Source organism: Streptomyces sp. NPDC059166, assembly GCF_042755185.1.
Lineage (GTDB): Bacteria > Actinomycetota > Actinomycetes > Streptomycetales > Streptomycetaceae > Streptomyces.
Window position 1 is genome coordinate 21,557 of record NZ_JBHZCI010000056.1, and the last position, 16,176, is coordinate 37,732.

Below are 16,176 nucleotides of genomic sequence, written 5' to 3' on the forward strand. Positions count from 1 at the left end.
GTGTTCCCGAGGATAGGCCGCCCGCCCGGAGGCGGGGCGGCCCGGGTACCCCCGTCAGTCGTTGCCGAGCTCCATGGCGGCGCGGTCCAGCAGTGCCTCGTCCGCGGAGACCTCGCCGCGCGAGGCGATGGCCTGGGCGCCGCCCTCCGGCATGGCGCCGATGAGTCCGGTCGCCGCGGCCTGGGCGGCGCCGATCAGCGAGGGCTGCGTCGTGCCGACGAGGCCGAGGCCGGCGAACTGCTCGAGCCGGGCGCGCGAGTCGGCGATGTCGAGGTTGCGCATGGTGAGCTGGCCGATGCGGTCCACGGGGCCGAACGCGGAGTCCTCGGTGCGCTCCATGGAGAGCTTGTCCGGGTGGTAGCTGAAGGCGGGGCCGGTGGTGTCGAGGATCGAGTAGTCCTCGCCGCGCCGCAGCCGCAGGGTGACCTCGCCGGTGACGGCGGAGCCGACCCAGCGCTGCAGCGACTCGCGGACCATCAGCGCCTGCGGGTCCAGCCAGCGGCCCTCGTACATCAGCCGCCCGAGGCGCCGGCCCTCGTTGTGGTAGTGGGCGAGGGTGTCCTCGTTGTGGATGGCGTTGACGAGGCGCTCGTAGACGATGTGCAGCAGGGCCAGGCCGGGGGCCTCGTAGATGCCGCGGCTCTTCGCCTCGATGATGCGGTTCTCGATCTGGTCGGACATGCCGAGACCGTGGCGGCCGCCGATCGCGTTGGCCTCCATCACGAGGTCGACGGCGGAGGCGAAGGTCTTGCCGTTGATCGTGACCGGGCGGCCCTGGTCGAAGCCGATGGTGACGTCCTCGGTCTCGATCTCGACCGAGGGGTCCCAGAAGCGGACGCCCATGATCGGGTCGACGGTCTCCACGCCGGTGTCCAGGTGTTCCAGCGTCTTCGCCTCGTGGGTGGCGCCCCAGATGTTGGCGTCGGTGGAGTACGCCTTCTCGGTGCTGTCGCGGTAGGGGAGCCCGTGGGCCACCAGCCACTCCGACATCTCCTTGCGGCCGCCGAGCTCGGTGACGAAGTCGGCGTCGAGCCACGGCTTGTAGATCCGCAGGTGGGGGTTGGCCAGGAGGCCGTAGCGGTAGAACCGCTCGATGTCGTTGCCCTTGAACGTCGATCCGTCGCCCCAGATCTGTACGTTGTCCTCGAGCATCGCCCGCACCAGCAGGGTGCCGGTGACGGCACGGCCCAGCGGCGTGGTGTTGAAGTACGCGCGGCCGCCCGAGCGGATGTGGAACGCGCCGCAGGCCAGTGCGGCCAGGCCCTCCTCGACCAGTGCCGCCCGGCAGTCGACCAGGCGCGCGATCTCGGCGCCGTACGCCTTCGCGCGGCCGGGCACCGACGCGATGTCGGGCTCGTCGTACTGGCCGATGTCAGCGGTGTAGGTGCAGGGGACGGCACCCTTGTCGCGCATCCACGCGACCGCGACCGAGGTGTCGAGGCCGCCCGAGAAGGCGATGCCGACGCGCTCGCCGGTGGGCAGGGAGGTGAGAACCTTAGACATAGGAAGAGTATGCACTCGATGGTATGGATATGCAAATGCTGTGATGTGAGGTGCGGCGGTGCGTGCGGGGCAGGTGTCGATGGGGTGTACACGCGTTTACTCTGGGGGGTGAACGCGTGTACACCCCTTTCTTCCCCAGGGAGTCCCGATGACCGAGGCCGACCCGGACGCCGCCGCCCCCCACCCCCGTCTCGCCGTCGGGGTGCTGGCCTTCTGCGGCGTCGTGGTCGCGATCATGCAGACGATCGTCGTCCCGCTCCTCCCGCACATACCTGACCTCACCGGCGCCACCCCCGAGGCCGCCAGCTGGCTGGTCACCGTCACCCTGCTCACCGGCGCGGTGTTCACCCCGGTGCTCGGCCGGGTCGGCGACATGTACGGCAAGAGACGGGTGCTCCTCGCCTCCCTCGGAGTCCTCGTCGTGGGATCGGTGCTCTGCGCCGTCAGCTCCCACATCGGCGTCCTCATCACCGGCCGCGCCCTGCAGGGCGCGGCCATCGCCGTCATCCCCCTCGGCATCAGCATCCTGCGCGACGAGCTTCCGCCCGAGCGGGTGCTGTCCGCCGTGGCACTGATGAGCTCCACCATGGGGATCGGCGCCGCCGTGGGCCTGCCGATCGCGGCCGTCGTCATCGAGAACTACGAGTGGCACACCATGTTCTGGGTGTCCGGTGCCATCGGCCTCCTCGACTTCGTCCTCGTGCTCCGCTGCGTCCCCGAGTCACCGCTGCGCTCGCGCGGCCGCTTCGACACGCTGGGCACGCTCGGCCTGACCGGTGCGCTGGTCTGTCTGCTGCTGGCCGTCACCCAGGGCGGGGACTGGGGCTGGACCTCACCCGTCACCCTCGGGCTGCTCGCCGGGGCGGTCGTCATCGCCCTGGTGTGGGGCGCCTACGAACTGCGGGTGCCCACCCCCATGGTCGACCTGCGGGTGTCGGCACGCCCCGCCGTCCTGCTCACCAACCTCGCGGCCCTGCTCATCGGCTTCGCGTTCTACGCCAACTCCCTGGTCACCGGCCAGATGGTGCAGGAGCCGAAGGCCACCGGGTACGGGCTCGGCGCCTCGATCGTCGTCAGCGGGCTCTGCCTGCTCCCGGGGGGCGTCACGATGGTCCTGCTCTCGCCGGTCTCCGCCCGCATCTCCGGCAAGTACGGCCCGAGGACGAGCCTCGCCCTGGCCTCCGTGGTCATCGCGGCCGGCTACGTGGTGCGCTACTTCACCAGCCACAGCCTCTGGCTGATCGTCGCGGGCGCCACGATCGTCTCGGCCGGCACCGCGATCGCGTACTCCGCTCTCCCCGCCCAGGTCATGCGGAGCGTCCCCGTCGGCGAGACGGGCGCGGCCAACGGTCTCAACACCCTCATGCGCTCCATCGGCCAGGCCTTCTGCAGCGCCACGGTGGCCGCGGTCCTCGCCAACATGACCTTCCTCGCCGCGGGCCGGGAAGCCCCCACCCTCGGCGCTTACCAGCTCGTCTTCCTGATCGCCGGCGGCGCCGCGCTGCTCGCCCTCGCCGTGACGCTCTGCCTGCCGGGCACGGGCGAGCGGACGGGTACGGTCGGGGGGAAGCGCAGGAGCAGCGGCCGCACGCGGACGATGCCGATCGAGGAGGGTGCGTGACGGTCCCCACCACCGACGCCGCCGGCGCGCGGGCGTCCGCCCCCACCGGCAGGGACGCGATCCTGCTCGCCGCCCGCAGGGCGTTCACCCAGCGGCCGTACGCGGACGTGACCATCCGGGCAATCGCCGCGGACGCCGGGGTGAGCGCAGCTCTCGTCGTGAAGCACTTCGGCCGCAAGGAGGAACTCTTCAACGCGGTCGCCGACTTCGGACCCGCCGCCGACGAGCTCTTCGACGCCCCGCTCGACGGGCTCGGCCGTCACATGGTGCTGACCGTGGTGGGGGTGCGCAGGGCGCAGCGGGGCGACCCGCTGCTGCGGGTCGTCTTCTCCCTCGGCAACCAGGACGAACGCTCCCTGCTCCGCGAGCGATTCCGCGAGCAGGTCACCGCGCGTCTGACGGACCTCCTCCCGGGCGGGGACCGCGCCCTGCGCGCGGAGCTGATCGCCGGTCACCTCCTCGGCCTGGGAGCCACGCTCAGCCTCCACCGCGACGGCGCGAGCTCCCGCGCGACCGCGGAGCACCTCGCGGACCTGTACGCCCCCGCGCTCCAGCGCCTGGTCGGGAGCTGAACGACCCCGAGCGGTATGGTCTGGTCCAACTGACGAGGGGGGCCTCCATGCTGATCCGTAACGGCCTGCGTGCCGCGATACCCGCCATGGCCCTGGGGGCGCTGCTGGCGGGCTGCTCCGCTGCGACCACCACCGACGGGCCGGGCGGCGACGTGCCGTACGTCGCACCCGAGAAGGCCGAGGCGGCCAAGGCGGAGGCGGCCGAGGCCGCCGCGACGCCCACGCCCGAACCCGAGCCCTCGTTCCCGGTGGGGACGGACGCGCCGGTGCGGGTGCGTGACGCGTTCGCCGGGCTCCAGGCGACCTACCAGGACGGCTGTGAGCCCGGGGGCGCGAACTGCGCCTACTTCCTGGGCCGCGTGTCGGACGAACTGGACACGATGGACCGGGCGATGAGGACGGACGGGCAGGGCCTTGGCCACTTCGCCCAGCCCCTCGCCTGGATCAAGACCCTGCACGGCACCCTGAAGGGCGATCTCGGCATCGAGAACCTGGAGAAGCACCGCACGCTGCTGCTCGGCACCCGCGACCGGATCAACACCTGGATGCAGGGCCACCCGGAGGACTACCGCTGACCTGCCCGGTGCGCGGAACCCGGCAGCCGCCGCCGGAAGGGCCGGCGGCGGCTGCCGGGCGTCGCGGGCCGCTACTCGCAGGCGACGCCGTCGCCGTCCCGGTCGAGGTGGGAGCCGTATCCGGGGTCACCCCGGTGGATCGGGGCCGCACCCGCGGCCCGTACGGCGGTGCAGTTGGCGTAGTACGTGCTGCCGCCGCCCGAGCTTCCACCGGAACTGCCGCCGGAAGATCCACCGCTGGACGATCCGCCCCCTGACGAACCGCCGCTGCCACCGGACGAGTTGTACGGTTCGCAGCCGACTCCGTCACCGTCGCGGTCCAGGTGCGCCGCGTATCCCGGGTCGCCCCGGCGTACGGGAGCCGCCCCGGCGGCCCTCGCGGCGTCGCAGTTCGCGTAGTGGACTGCGGGTGCGGCCGGGCGCGTGGTCGCGGCCTTCGCCTTCGGGGTCCTGGCGGGCGCCGGGGTCGGTGTGGGTGTCGGTGTGGGGCTGGGCGACGGGCTCGGCGCGGTGACCGTGATCCGTACGACGGCGGTGTCCTGCGCCGGGCCCTTCCCCTCGGCGCTCTTCACCGCGACCGTGTAGGTGAACTCGTCCTCGCCGGAGTATCCGTCCGCCGGGGTGTAGACGAGGGTGGTGCCCTCGGCCGTGACCGTTCCGTGCGGTGCCTGGCGCTCGGCGCTCAGGGTGAGTTCGGCCGGGCGGTATGTGTCCAGGAGAGGCGCGTCGGCGCCGTCCTCCCTGGTCACCAGGTCGTTGGACAGCGGCTCGACCTCGATCTCCCGGCCGGCGTCGGCCTCCGCGGTGTCGTCGGCGAGCGCGAGCGTCCGGATCTCCTTCGCCGAGGGTGACCCCTCCGCCGCCACGGGCTTCGCGTCCGCGCCGTCGTCGGCCCCGCCCGCGCATCCTGCCAGGGCCAGCGTCAGGACCGCGGCCCCCGCCGACAGTCTGAGCCGGTTCCTTGTCACGCGAGTCTTCATGTGCCCCCCAGATGTGCCGTGGTGCTGTGTTCGTACCGCCGTGCCTGACGTGCGGCTGCGGGGTGATGCTGACACCGCGGGGCCGGTGGCGGGCGGGATTCGGCCCCACGGAAGCGAAGTTGTGACGAAAGCGTGAAGAAGGTGTGCGCGGGGCGTCGAGGGGGTGCGGCATCGTCGGGGCGGCCTCGCGGCGTGAGGCGTCAGTCGTCAGCCGTCGGCCGTGAGCCGTGAGTCAGGAGGCGTGGTCATGAGGCGTGGTCATGAGGCGTGGGGCCGGCCGTCCGTCCGTTCACGTCATGGCCTGGATGCCGATGACGTCCAGCAGTCCCAGCCGGGCGGCGGCCTCGCTCCCGGGTTGGGCCGTGTAGGCGACGACCCGCAGGTCGCTGCCCGGGGCGACCAGCACGTCGCAGTCCAGGGTGATCGGGCCGGCCTCAGGGTGCACGATGGTCTTGGCCGCCGACTCGTGGACGCCGACGATGCCGGATTCCCACAGCCCGGCGAAGCGTTCGCTCTCCTGCCGCAGGTCCCTGATCAGCGAGCGCAGCCCCTGGTCGGCGGGGTAGCGGGCGGTTGCGGCCCTCAGGTCGGCGACGATCGCCGCCTCGAACTCGGCCCGCTGCTCCGGGGTGGGCCGTGCCCTCCCGTACCGGCCCGTGAAGTGGCGCCAGGGGATGTTGCGTTCGCGCCCGCGCAGCGCCGACGGGTCTCCGAGGAGCGCGGCCCAGGGCCGGTTCCACTCGACGAGATTCCAGGCGGCGTCGTGCACGCTCATCGGTGCGGCGTCCAACCGGTCCAGGAGCCGGCGCAGCCCGGGCGGGACATGCGCGGAGATCTGCCCCGGCCCCGGCTCGGGCTGCCCCGCCAGGCGGTACAGATAGGTGCACTCGTCCGCCGAGAGGCGCAGGGCGCGGGCCAGCGAGGCGAGGACCGGCGGGGAGGGCGAGGTGGCCCGGCCCTGTTCGAGCCGGGTGATGTAGTCCACGGAGAGTGCGGCCAGCTGTGCCAGTTCCTCGCGGCGCAGCCCCACCGCCCGCCGTACACCACCGGCGGGGAGGCCGACGGTGGCGGGGGAGAGCCGGTCGCGCCAGCCGTGGAGCGCCCTGCCCAGCTCGTTGGAGCCACGGCCCGCCGAGGGGGACTCCGGGCCGGTCGACCGCTGCCGCTCCGATGCACTCACCCCTCCAGTATCCGTACACGGGCGCCGGACAGCCTGGTACTGCCGGTCCACCCGCTGAGGCGGGTACTGCCTGTGCCGTGCGGGGCCGAGCACGCTGGAGGCGTACCAGTCGTCACGCGGGTACGGACACCGAACACGGGAGCGTCACCATGACCACCACCCTCATCACCGGAGCGAACAAGGGGCTCGGCCACGAGACCGCCCGCCGTCTCGTCGAGGCGGGACACACCGTCTACGCCGCCGCGCGCGACGCCCGGCGCGGCCAGGAGGCCGCAGCGCGCCTCGGCGCACGCTTCGTCCAGCTCGACATCACCGACGAGGAGTCGGTCCGGGCGGCCGCCCGCTTCGTCACCGAGGACGCCGGCCGCCTCGACGTCCTCGTCAACAACGCGGGCATCGCCGGCGTCCGCAAGCCGGTCGGGGAGACGACCGGCGCGGACATGCGGAGCACGTACGAGACCAATGTCTTCGGCGCCGTGCGCGTGACGCGGGCGTTCCTGCCGCTCCTGGAGGCGGGGAAGGAGGCGGTCGTCGTCAACGTGGCGAGCGGTCTCGGCTCGCTGGCGGCGACCAACGACCCGAGCCGTGTCGAGTACACCGTGGCCTCGCTCGACTACACCTCGTCGAAGACGGCGCTGGTGATGGTCAACTCGCAGTACGCGAAGGCATACCCGGCCATCAGGTTCAACGCCGTGGACCCCGGATACACCGCCACGGACCTCAACGGCCACAGCGGCCCGAACACCGTCGAGGAAGGTGCGGACATCATCGTCCGCATGGCCCTCATCGGCCCCGACGGCCCGACCGGCGGATTCTTCGACGCGGAGGGCGTCGCCGCCTGGTGAGGCCCGGCCGCCCGGGTGGGCGGTACACCGGTGTTCCTTGCCGTGGCGGACTCGTACGGTACGCCTGTGACCGCACGACTCCGCCTCGAGAAGGTGACCCCGGACAACGTCCTCCCCGGCCGTCGCGGCCGGGGAGCAGGGCAGGGGATACGGGCGCTTCGCGGTGGACGAGGTGTGCAGGGAGGTCCGCCGGCGAGGCGGGACGCGTGTGACGGTGACGTGGGGAGAGGGCGAGCACGGGCCGGAGCAGTTCTATATGCGGCTGGCGCACCTCGCCGCTGCTCCCCGGTGATCCACATGCGCTCAGGCCGAGGGGGCGCGAGGATCGGGTGTACGGGCGGTGGCCCGGGCCGCGCCTCGGCCCTCTCGGGTCGGTCTCTCCCTTCCAGGCGCGCCGGTCCGCCTCCCGGCCATGACGTCAGGGGGGCGGCTGGAGGTACGGATGCCGAGGCCCCTGTGGACCGGAGCGATCAGCTTCGGGCTGGTCACCATTCCGATCAAGGTGGTGTCCGCCACCGAGAACCACTCCATCTCCTTCCACCAGTACCACCGTGAGGACATGGGCCGGATCCGCACCCGCAAGGTGTGCGAGATCGACGGCGAGGTCCTCTCCCAGGAGGAGATCGGCAAGGGGTACGAGATCGCCAGGGACCGCACCGTGCCGGTCACCGACGAGGAACTCGACCGGATGCCGCTGCCGACGGCGAAGGCCATCGAGATCGTCGCGTTCGTGGACGCCGACGGAATCGACCCCGTACGCATCAGCGACAGCTACTACCTGGCCGTCGACGGCCAGGTGGCGGCGAAGCCCTACACCCTGCTGCGCCGTGCGCTGGAGCGGAGCGACAAGGTCGCCGTCGCGAAGTTCGCCTGGCACAACCGTGAGCGGCTGGGGCTGCTCCGGGTGCGGGAGGACGCGATCGTGCTGCACTCGATGCGCTGGCCGGACGAGGTCCGCAGCCCGGAGTCGCTCGCCCCCCGGGAGACCGAGCTGGACGAGGACGAGGTCCAGCGGGCCGTACAGCTCACCGAGAGCATGGCGCTGGACGGCATCTCCGGCTTCCGCGACCGGTACCGGGACGCGCTGGAGGAACTGCTCGCCGCCAAGTCCGAGGGCAAGGCACCTCCGGCGGCACCGGGCGAGGCCGAGGAGGAGCCGGGCAAGGTCATGGACCTGATGGCCGCGCTGAACGCCTCGGTCGAACAGGCCAGGGAGACGCGCGGCGAGGACGCGACCGTGCACGAGATGACACCGGGGAAGCCGAGGACCCGGAAGAAGAGCGCCCCGGCCGCGAAGAAGGGCGCCGCGAAGAAGAGCACGGCGAGGAAGACCACGGCGAAGAAGACCACCGCGAAGAAGGCCGCGGCCAAGAAGACCCCGGCCCGGAAGCGGGCCGCGTCCTGACGCGCCCCGCGTCGTGTGGTGCCCGTGCCGGTTCGCCCCGCGTCGTGTGGTGCCCGTGCCGGTTCGCGCCGCGTCGTGTGGTGCCCGTGCCGGTTCGCGCCGCGTCGTGTGGTGCCCGTGCCGGTTCGCGCCGCGTCCGTCCGGTGCCCGTGCCGGTTCACCCCACGTCGTCCGGTGCCAGGTCGGGCCGCAGCCGGTGCCAGGACGGCTGGCGCAGCCGCCCCGCCTTCGTCCGGGTCGAGTACCGCACCTCGCCGACCAGGCGCGGCAGCACCCAGTGGGCCCCGGCGACCGGAGGTGTCTCGTCGAAGGGGCACCGGTCGACGGCGGCGACCCGGAGCAGCTCGGCGAGCCTGGTGCGTTCGGCGTCGCTCCACCCCGTGCCGACGCTGCCCGCGTAGCGCAGCCCGCCCGGGTGGCGTTCGCCGACGAGCAGCGCCCCCGGCAGCCCGCCCAGCCGGCCCCGGCCGGGCACCCAGCCGCCGACGATGACGTCCACCGTGCGGGCGTGGCGGATCTTGATCCAGGTACGGGCGCGGACCCCGGGCTCGTAGACCGAGCTGAGCCGCTTGGCGACCAGCCCTTCCAGGCCGGCCTCCCGTGTCATCGACAGGGCCCGCTCGCCGTGCCCGACGACCACCGCGGGCGTCGACCAGTACGGCCCGTCCAGCCCGAGCGCCTCGAGCGCGGCACGCCGTTCCGTGTACGGCTTCCGCACGAGGCTCCCGGACCGCAGGAACACCGCGTCGAACAGCACCAGATGGGCCGGGACCCGCTGCGCCATGCGCGCGGCCTTCGCGGGGGAGCCGGAGAGGCCCATCCGTGACTGGAGCCGCTCGAAGTCACCGCGCCCCTGAGCGTCCGGCGCCACGATCTCGCCGTCCAGCACGGCGGGTACGCCGCCGAGCGCGGGGCCGAGCGAGGCCAGCTCCGGGTAGGCGAGGGTGATGTCCGCACCGGACCTGGCCAGCAGCCGGACCGATCCGTCACCCGGCAGATAGGCCATGGCCCGCTGGCCGTCCTGCTTCACCTCGTACGCCCACTGCTCGTCGACGGCGGGCGGTGGCAGCGCGCCCGGGGTGGCGAGCATCGGGGCGAACCTGGGCAGAGAGGTCATACGGGCAGCCTCTCAGCCCGGCCTCTCCGCGCCGGTCCGTCACGGCCGGTGGTCAGTTGAAGCCGAATCCCTTCGGCAGCGGGGCCTGCTGGAACAGGCGGGTGGGGACGGCCTCGGCCATCGTCCGGTAGCCCGCCGGGTTGAGGTGGAGGTGGTCGCCGGTGTCGAGGTCGGCGCGCAGCTGCCGGGGTGCCCGGGGATCACGGACCGCCCGGTCGAAGTCGATCACGCTGTCGAAGCGCCCGCTCGTGCGTATCCACGCGTTGACGGTCTGCCGTGCCTGCTCGCGGTACCCGTCCGGATCGTCGTACCCGGTGTTGCCGCCCATCGGGGTCAGCGTCGCCCCGTACACCCGGATGCCCTGGGTGTGGGCCCGGATGATGATCTGCTCGTACGCGGCGATGACATCGGCCGCCACCCGCTTCTGCGCCGCGGGGGTGGCTCCGGCGGTGCCGATGTCGTTGATGCCCTCGAACACGACCAGCCAGTCCACCCCGCTCTGGGCCAGTACGTCGCGGTCGATGCGGGCCAGGCCGTTGGGACCCAGGCCGTCGTCGAGCAGCCGGTTGCCCCCGGCCGCCTGGTTGACCACGGCGGTCTTCGAGGTGGCGGCGCCGGACCGCAGCCGCTTCTGCAGCAGGTCGGGCCAGCGGTCGTTCATGTTCGTCGTGGAGCCCCGGCCGTCGGTCAGTGAGTCGCCGAGGACGACGGCCGCCGACGTGGTGCTCCGGGACCACACCTCGACACCGCTGAGGAAGTACCAGTGGTCGGTGGGTGTCGCCCCGGGGAGGTCGGCGTCGGCCACGTGGTCCCCGGCCCGCAGGTAGGAGGTCGTACGCGATCCGGGGTGCGAGGTGATGGAGGTGGAGGCCTGGCCCTCCGCGAGATACACGGTGGCGGTGAGGTCGGACCCCGCCGCGAGCGTGAAGTCCAGCGGGTCGGAGACCGCCTGGGCGCCCACCGGGATCGACACCGACGTGCGGCCCTGGAAGGTGACGGACCGGGTGGTGCCCGCCTCGACCGCGCTCGCACCGGCCCTGCCGTCGAGCGGGAGTGCCACGGACACCTTGGTGAGGGGCAGCGCGGCACCTCCGAAGGCGTTCGAGAAGCGCAGCCTGATGTGCTGACCGCCCGTCGAGACGTGGACGGTCTGGCGCAGCGTCGCGTCGGTGAGCACGGATGCCTCGGCGGTGAACGGGGCCGGGGGCATGTTGCCCGGTTCCGTCAGCTGCGGCATGGACGTCCAGGTGTTCACCCAGCGGGCGTTGCGCTCACCAGGCGCGGGTGAGCTGCCGTGGCCGTGCCTGTCCCCGGCGCCGAGCGCGGGGGATACGGCCACGACGGCGAGCGAGGCGGCGGCGAACAGGCTGAGGAACGACGTTCTTCGGATCACGGTGGTGCTCCCTCTGGTGGGGGTGGGGGAAGCAGGGCGGTGAATCCATGGACGTGGACGTCGTTCACAGCGAGAGCCCGGGGATTCGAGCGGCAGGCTATGGGGGTCGAAAACGTTCGGTCAATATGTCGAAACGTTCGAAAAGTTTCGGTGGTGTCCCGCGGGGCGGGCGGAGCGGGTCCGGGTGGGCCGGTGTGCGGATCGGGCCGATCCGTGCGCTCGGCAGCGCTCAACGTCCCTTGGGTTGAACTCACTTCGGTGTGCCCGGCGGTGCACCTGCCGGGTGTGACGGCGTCCGGGTCCCTCCGGCCTCTCGCGGACTACAGTGGGCCGGTGACCTCTCCACGGGAAGACCGGATGGCATCGCCCGGCGAGGACGATCGTGAGACCGCCGTGCGGCGACTGCAGGAGGCGTACGCCTCCGAGCACCTCTCGCACGAGGAGATGGACGTACGGCTCGGCCAGGCGCTCGCCGCGACGACCCATGCGGACCTCGCCGCGGCCGTCGCCTCGCTCCCGGAGCCGGCGAAGGCCCCGGACACCACCTCGACGATCGCCGCCGCGGGCGGGCGGATCCGGCGTCGCGGCGCATGGCGGGTCCCGCGATTCCTCCAGGTGCACTCGGCGTTCGGGAGGTGCGTCTCGACCTGTCCCGGGCGGTCTTCGAGCACGGGGCCGTCGACATCGATCTGCAGCTCGGCTCGGGCGGGGCCAGGATCACCGTCCCCCGGGACGCGGTGGTCGACGTCGATGGGCTCAGCACCGGTTGGAAGGACCTGCGTTACCGGCCCCGCCGGGCCTCACGTCCCGGCGGCCCCGAGATCCGTATCACCGGGGCCATGGGATACGGACGGCTGCGGATCCGCCACGCGCGCCGCTGAGGCGTCCGGCCCGAGGGCGGGACGCGACCGGTGGGCTGCCCAAGGTGACGGGCAGGCGGTCGGCTTACGCCCCGGGCGGCCCCGGGCGGCCTCGGGCGGTGGCTCGTGCCCCTGCCGGCGCCGGCGTCAGACGGTGAGCTCGTGCCCCCGCAGGGACAGGCGCATGGCGCACTCGTCCTCCGCCTCGACCGCTACCGGGATGCCCCAGTGTTCGCTCAGCATCCGTCCCACCGCCACGAGGCGTCGGCGTTCCTCGGGGCTGTAGGCGGGGAAGCGTGCCCATCCCCGGTCGGCGATCGTGTTGCCGAGCTCGGTGAACAGGTTCCCCCTCGCACGCTGTTCCTCGTCGGGCGTCAGGGGAGTGGGCCCGGGGGCGGGGCCCGTCGGGCGCACGTTGTACAGGTCGCGGGTCGTCACGCCACCATCATCGCCCGATGCGAGCGGCCGGCAGGAGCGAGGGCTCCTGCCGGCCGGTGATCAGCCGGTCAGGCTGTGATGCCGGCCGTCCGGCCGACGGGCGGCCGGACGGGCCGACGGCTGGTCAGACCGTGGTGCAGGCGGTGCCGCTGAGCGTGAACGCCTTGGGTGCCGTGTTGGTGGTGCCGGTCGTGGTGCCGGTGAAACCGACCGTGACCGAGCCGTTCACCGCGATGGTGGCCGTGTATCCGGCCGGGGCGACGGAGACCGAGGATCCGCTCTGGGTGGGGGTCCCGCCCCACATGTTGGAGATGGTCTGGCCGTTGGCGAAGGCGAAGGCGAGGTTCCAGCCGTTGACGACGGCGGTGCCGGTGTTGCGGAGGGTGATCTCCCCCTGGAACCCGCCCGGCCACTGGCCGACCACCTTGTAACCGACCGAGCAGCCCACGCCGGGGGTGGGTGTGTTCTTGTCGGTGGTGACCCCCACCGTGGCGGAGCGCGCCGAGCGGTTGCCCGCCGCGTCGCGGGCGTACACGGCGAAGGTGTAGGCCGTGTTCGCCGTCAGGCCGGTCACCGTGACGCTGTTCGTGGTGGACGAGGCGACGGTGGTCTCGGTGGTGCCGCTGACACGGACGACGTCGTAGCCGCTGACGGCGACGTTGTCGGTGGAGGCGGTCCAGGCGAGGTTCGCCGAGGTGGCCGTCACCGCGGAGGCGGCCGGGGTGCCCGGGGCGGTGGGGGCCTGGGTGTCGCCCGGGTTGCCACCGCCACCGAAGACCGTGGCCTCCTTCGACGTCTGGGCGATGCCGTCGGCGCCGTGGAAGATCCGCTCACCCCACGAGCTCAGCCGGCTCGGGTCGAAGTCGATGGCGAGGTCGAGGATCGGATCGGTGTTGCCGCTCCAGGACCAGGCCAGGTAGCCGAGACCGAGCTCCTCGGTGGTGGCCATCATGGTGTCCTCGTCCGGGTCGCCCCACTGGTCGGCGGGCCCGCCGAACTCGCCGATGAGGAGGGGAAGTCCGGCGTCCACGAAGGCGTTGAGGTAGTCGGTGACGGCCTGCGCCGTGTTGTAGACGCTGTACATGTGGATCGAGAAGATCAGGTTGCCGGTGGTGTCCGCGTCGTACACGGCCTGGGCGTTGGCGCGCATGACGCCCTGCCAGTCCTGGCCCCAGTTGGGCGCGTCCACCATGATCGTGTGGGCGAACCCGGCCGCGCGCAGCTTCTTGACGGCCGCGGTGGTGGGGGCGGTCCAGCCGGACGGGTCGGTGTTGCCCCACGGCTCGTTGCCGATGTTGATGACGACGTAGTCCTCCTGGCCCGCCAGGACGCTCTTCAGGCCGATCCAGTAGTCGGCCGCGTGGTCGAGCGTGCCCGCCGCGGCGTCCTCGCCGTAACCGGTGGTGTCGTGCACCTCCAGTACGCAGATCAGGCGGTTGGTCTTGCAGTCGGCGATGATCCCGGCGACCTCGTCGGGGCCGTTCTTCGTCCAGCGGTGGCCGTCGGAGAGGACGACGCGGACGGTGTTCGCGCCGAAGGACTTGATGTCGGCCAGCGACTGCGTCTCACCCGGGTACCAGGTGTGCGCGTGATTGACGCCACGCATGATGAAGTCGTTGCCGTTGCCCTCCACCAGCCGGCCGTCACTGATGTGCAGGCCGGTGGCGGCGGCTTCGGCCCGCGCGGGGGCGGCGTGCGCCGCGGCCGGGCCGAGTGCGCCCAGGAGGGCGACGCCGAGAAGGGCGGCCAGACCTTTCATCAGGACGGCCAGGGGGCTCTTTCGCGCCGTGCTCGTTGCTGATCTCACTGCGACTCCAGAAGGTGGGTGCCGGGTGAAGCAAACATCGGATGGGTCGTGGGAGCGCTCCCATAAAGCCATCTGGGCAGGGGCACGTCAAGGCATCGCGCACACGTTGTTTCGGGAGACGCGCGTCCTCGCCCGCGTCACAGGGCGCCCCCGGGGCCTGGGGGTGACCCTGGGCCCCGGGGGCGAATCAACCGAACACCGACACCTCGTCAGGAAGCGCTGGTTCGGCGCGGATCACGCCTTCCTGGTGCAGATCGCGTCGTACGGCCGGCCGGGGCTCGGGAAGAGCTCGATGGGGTTGTCGGCGTCCGCCGGGCATTCCTCGGGTGTCTTGGTCAGGGCGAGGACCTTGCTGCCGCCGCTCGCGCAGGCGACCTCCTTGGCCTGGTCGTCCACGCAGTCGCCCACCACGAGCTGTCCACCGCCCGCCCCGGCGTCACCGGGGTGGTCGCCGGAGAGGTTCCGCCCGCAGATGGTCTTGCTGGGGATTCCCCCCTTGGCTTCTCCCCCGTAGGACACCTTCACCGAGATGATCTCGTCGGTGCCCGCCGGGCACTCGACCGCTCCGGCGAAGAACTGGCCGCCCTTGACCTCCAGAGCCTTGATCGTGGCCTTGGGGTCGTCGCAGTCGAGCGGCTGGAAGCCGTCCTTGGAGGCGCTGGTGTCGGGGCCGGCGCAGTCGCCGGCCTTCCACTCCTTGGCGGGGTGCGTGCCGTCGCCCGACGAATCGCAGGCGGTGGCGGCCCCGAGGGCGAGCGTGAGGATCAGGGCTGCCTTCGCGCAGCGCCGCAGTACTGTACGGCTGCCGCGTCCGGGGGCCGTGCCGGTGTCCCCCGGCCGGCCGTCGTGCGGGCGTGCGCTGTCGTGGGCCGTCATGCTGCTCCTCGGTCACGTGACGTGGTCCGCACGACACCTGCTGTGAGCCGCACGGTGGTTCGCGCGTGAGGACGGCCCGGCCGGGCGCGGCGGTTCCCGAAACGGCACTCGTTCCTGTGGAGTTGCTGTGCGAGGCGGGTGGAGGTGTTTCACGGCGGCGCCGGGGCAGCCGCGCGGCGGCGCCGGGTCGGTGCCGCGGCGGTCAGCGGTGGGTGCCGCCGCGGCGTCAGCGGTGGGTGCCGGGGCGGTCAGCGGTGGGTGGTTCGCCTGGACTCGTTGCCGTCCTTGTCGTAGGTCACCCACACACCGGTCTTCTTCCCGTGTGCGTAGGCCCCTTCGTCCAGCAGGTTGCCGTTGCTGTGCCACCGCCGCCAGGGGCCGTGCTGCCGCCCTTCCACGAAGGCGCCTTCCTGGAGCAGCCCTCCGCCCTCCCGGTGCCACACCCAGGCGCCGTCGAGCTGCCCGGCGCTGTAGGAACCGTGCGCCTTGACCTTGCCGTTGCGGAAGTAGAAGGTCCATGGTCCCTGCCGCTCCCCGCCGGCGTACTCGCCCTCGCCGGACAGCTTTCCGTCCTTGAATTGTTCCTCGGCCATGCGGAGAGCATAGGAGCGCTACCGGGACTATTCGTAGTGCACCGGGCTTCAGCCCGGTGGTGAAGCGAATCTGAGAGCTGCTCTGACCTCGGCTGTGTGCGCGGATCCGCACTGTTCACCTCGGCCCGGGTCAGGGCGGCCGGTTCTGCTGCTCGATGTACTGCTTCACGATGCTGAGCGGTGCGCCGCCGACGGAACCGGCGAAGTACGAGCCAGACCAGAGTCGTTGTGCCCGCCAGTAGTGGCGGACGAGGTCGGGGAACTCTCCCCCAGCCTTCGGCCGGGAGGTGCCCCCAGGTGGAGCCTGCGCGAGGACACGCCTTTGAGGCTGTTGACCAGTTTGGACACGGCGACCTTCGGCGGGACGTTCACGAGCATGTGGACGTGGTTGTTCTCGCCGTTGAACTCGAC

14 protein-coding genes and 2 pseudogenes are annotated in these 16,176 nt (G+C 72.1%); 6 read left to right on the forward strand and 10 right to left on the reverse strand.

The genetic code is table 11. The features are described 5' to 3' along the window. Window positions 1-54 precede the first annotated feature (54 nt). Window positions 55-1,503, reverse strand: a complete 1,449-nt coding sequence (argG, locus tag ACFXOA_RS29695) for an argininosuccinate synthase (RefSeq protein WP_385034824.1) — start codon at window positions 1,501-1,503, stop codon at window positions 55-57. 148 nt (window positions 1,504-1,651) lie between these two features. On the opposite strand from argG, the gene ACFXOA_RS29700 reads away from it, so the two are divergent. The 3 genes from ACFXOA_RS29700 to ACFXOA_RS29710 are packed head-to-tail and all read left to right on the forward strand — an operon-like array spanning window position 1,652 to window position 4,271. Continuing rightward, window positions 1,652-3,124: an MFS transporter gene (locus ACFXOA_RS29700; protein WP_385034826.1), complete on the forward strand. Its 1,473-nt coding sequence runs from the start codon at window positions 1,652-1,654 to the stop codon at window positions 3,122-3,124. Continuing rightward, complete coding sequence (locus ACFXOA_RS29705; protein WP_385034828.1) at window positions 3,121-3,696, forward strand: TetR family transcriptional regulator; 576 nt, start codon at window positions 3,121-3,123, stop codon at window positions 3,694-3,696. Before ACFXOA_RS29700 ends, ACFXOA_RS29705 begins: the two co-directional genes overlap by 4 nt. 47 nt (window positions 3,697-3,743) lie before the next feature. Continuing rightward, window positions 3,744-4,271 (forward strand): hypothetical protein, encoded by a 528-nt coding sequence (locus ACFXOA_RS29710; protein ID WP_385034830.1) that lies wholly within the window; start codon window positions 3,744-3,746, stop codon window positions 4,269-4,271. 71 nt (window positions 4,272-4,342) lie between these two features. On the opposite strand, the gene ACFXOA_RS29715 is transcribed toward ACFXOA_RS29710, so the two are convergent. After that, window positions 4,343-5,239 (reverse strand): excalibur calcium-binding domain-containing protein, encoded by an 897-nt coding sequence (locus tag ACFXOA_RS29715; RefSeq protein ID WP_385034832.1) that lies wholly within the window; start codon window positions 5,237-5,239, stop codon window positions 4,343-4,345. 301 nt (window positions 5,240-5,540) lie between these two features. Beyond that, a complete protein-coding gene (locus ACFXOA_RS29720) occupies window positions 5,541-6,431 on the reverse strand; it encodes a helix-turn-helix domain-containing protein (RefSeq protein ID WP_385034835.1) in 891 nt (296 codons plus the stop codon). Between the two features lie 149 nt (window positions 6,432-6,580). Between ACFXOA_RS29720 and ACFXOA_RS29725 the strand changes: the two genes are divergently transcribed. Both ACFXOA_RS29725 and ACFXOA_RS29730 read left to right on the forward strand, forming a co-directional pair. Then, on the forward strand, window positions 6,581-7,276 hold the full coding sequence (locus ACFXOA_RS29725; protein WP_385034837.1) for an SDR family NAD(P)-dependent oxidoreductase: 696 nt from the start codon (window positions 6,581-6,583) through the stop codon (window positions 7,274-7,276). A 442-nt stretch (window positions 7,277-7,718) separates the two neighbouring features. Then, complete coding sequence (locus ACFXOA_RS29730) at window positions 7,719-8,681, forward strand: Ku protein (RefSeq protein ID WP_385034839.1); 963 nt, start codon at window positions 7,719-7,721, stop codon at window positions 8,679-8,681. A gap of 157 nt (window positions 8,682-8,838) precedes the next feature. Here ACFXOA_RS29730 and ACFXOA_RS29735 read toward each other — a convergent pair whose 3' ends face one another. Both ACFXOA_RS29735 and ACFXOA_RS29740 read right to left on the reverse strand, forming a co-directional pair. After that, complete coding sequence (locus tag ACFXOA_RS29735) at window positions 8,839-9,798, reverse strand: ATP-dependent DNA ligase (protein ID WP_385034841.1); 960 nt, start codon at window positions 9,796-9,798, stop codon at window positions 8,839-8,841. A 52-nt stretch (window positions 9,799-9,850) separates the two neighbouring features. Further along, window positions 9,851-11,191, reverse strand: coding sequence for an SGNH/GDSL hydrolase family protein (locus tag ACFXOA_RS29740; RefSeq protein WP_385034842.1), 1,341 nt, complete (start codon window positions 11,189-11,191; stop codon window positions 9,851-9,853). Between the two features lie 357 nt (window positions 11,192-11,548). Here ACFXOA_RS29740 and ACFXOA_RS29745 point away from each other — a divergent pair. Next, window positions 11,549-12,072 (forward strand): annotated as a pseudogene (locus ACFXOA_RS29745) (DUF1707 domain-containing protein). Between the two features lie 126 nt (window positions 12,073-12,198). On the opposite strand, the gene ACFXOA_RS29750 reads toward ACFXOA_RS29745, so the two are convergent. From ACFXOA_RS29750 to tnpA, 5 genes and pseudogenes are all read right to left on the reverse strand, one after another. Next, window positions 12,199-12,489: a hypothetical protein gene (locus ACFXOA_RS29750; protein ID WP_385034844.1), complete on the reverse strand. Its 291-nt coding sequence runs from the start codon at window positions 12,487-12,489 to the stop codon at window positions 12,199-12,201. Window positions 12,490-12,613: 124 nt separating this feature from the next. Continuing rightward, window positions 12,614-14,296 (reverse strand): cellulase family glycosylhydrolase, encoded by a 1,683-nt coding sequence (locus tag ACFXOA_RS29755; RefSeq protein ID WP_385034846.1) that lies wholly within the window; start codon window positions 14,294-14,296, stop codon window positions 12,614-12,616. Between the two features lie 234 nt (window positions 14,297-14,530). Beyond that, a complete protein-coding gene (locus ACFXOA_RS29760; RefSeq protein ID WP_385034848.1) occupies window positions 14,531-15,172 on the reverse strand; it encodes a hypothetical protein in 642 nt (213 codons plus the stop codon). A gap of 248 nt (window positions 15,173-15,420) precedes the next feature. Continuing rightward, window positions 15,421-15,765 (reverse strand): toxin-antitoxin system YwqK family antitoxin, encoded by a 345-nt coding sequence (locus ACFXOA_RS29765; protein WP_385034850.1) that lies wholly within the window; start codon window positions 15,763-15,765, stop codon window positions 15,421-15,423. Window positions 15,766-15,895: 130 nt separating this feature from the next. Then, a pseudogene (gene tnpA, locus ACFXOA_RS29770) lies at window positions 15,896-16,176 on the reverse strand (IS200/IS605 family transposase); the annotation flags it as partial.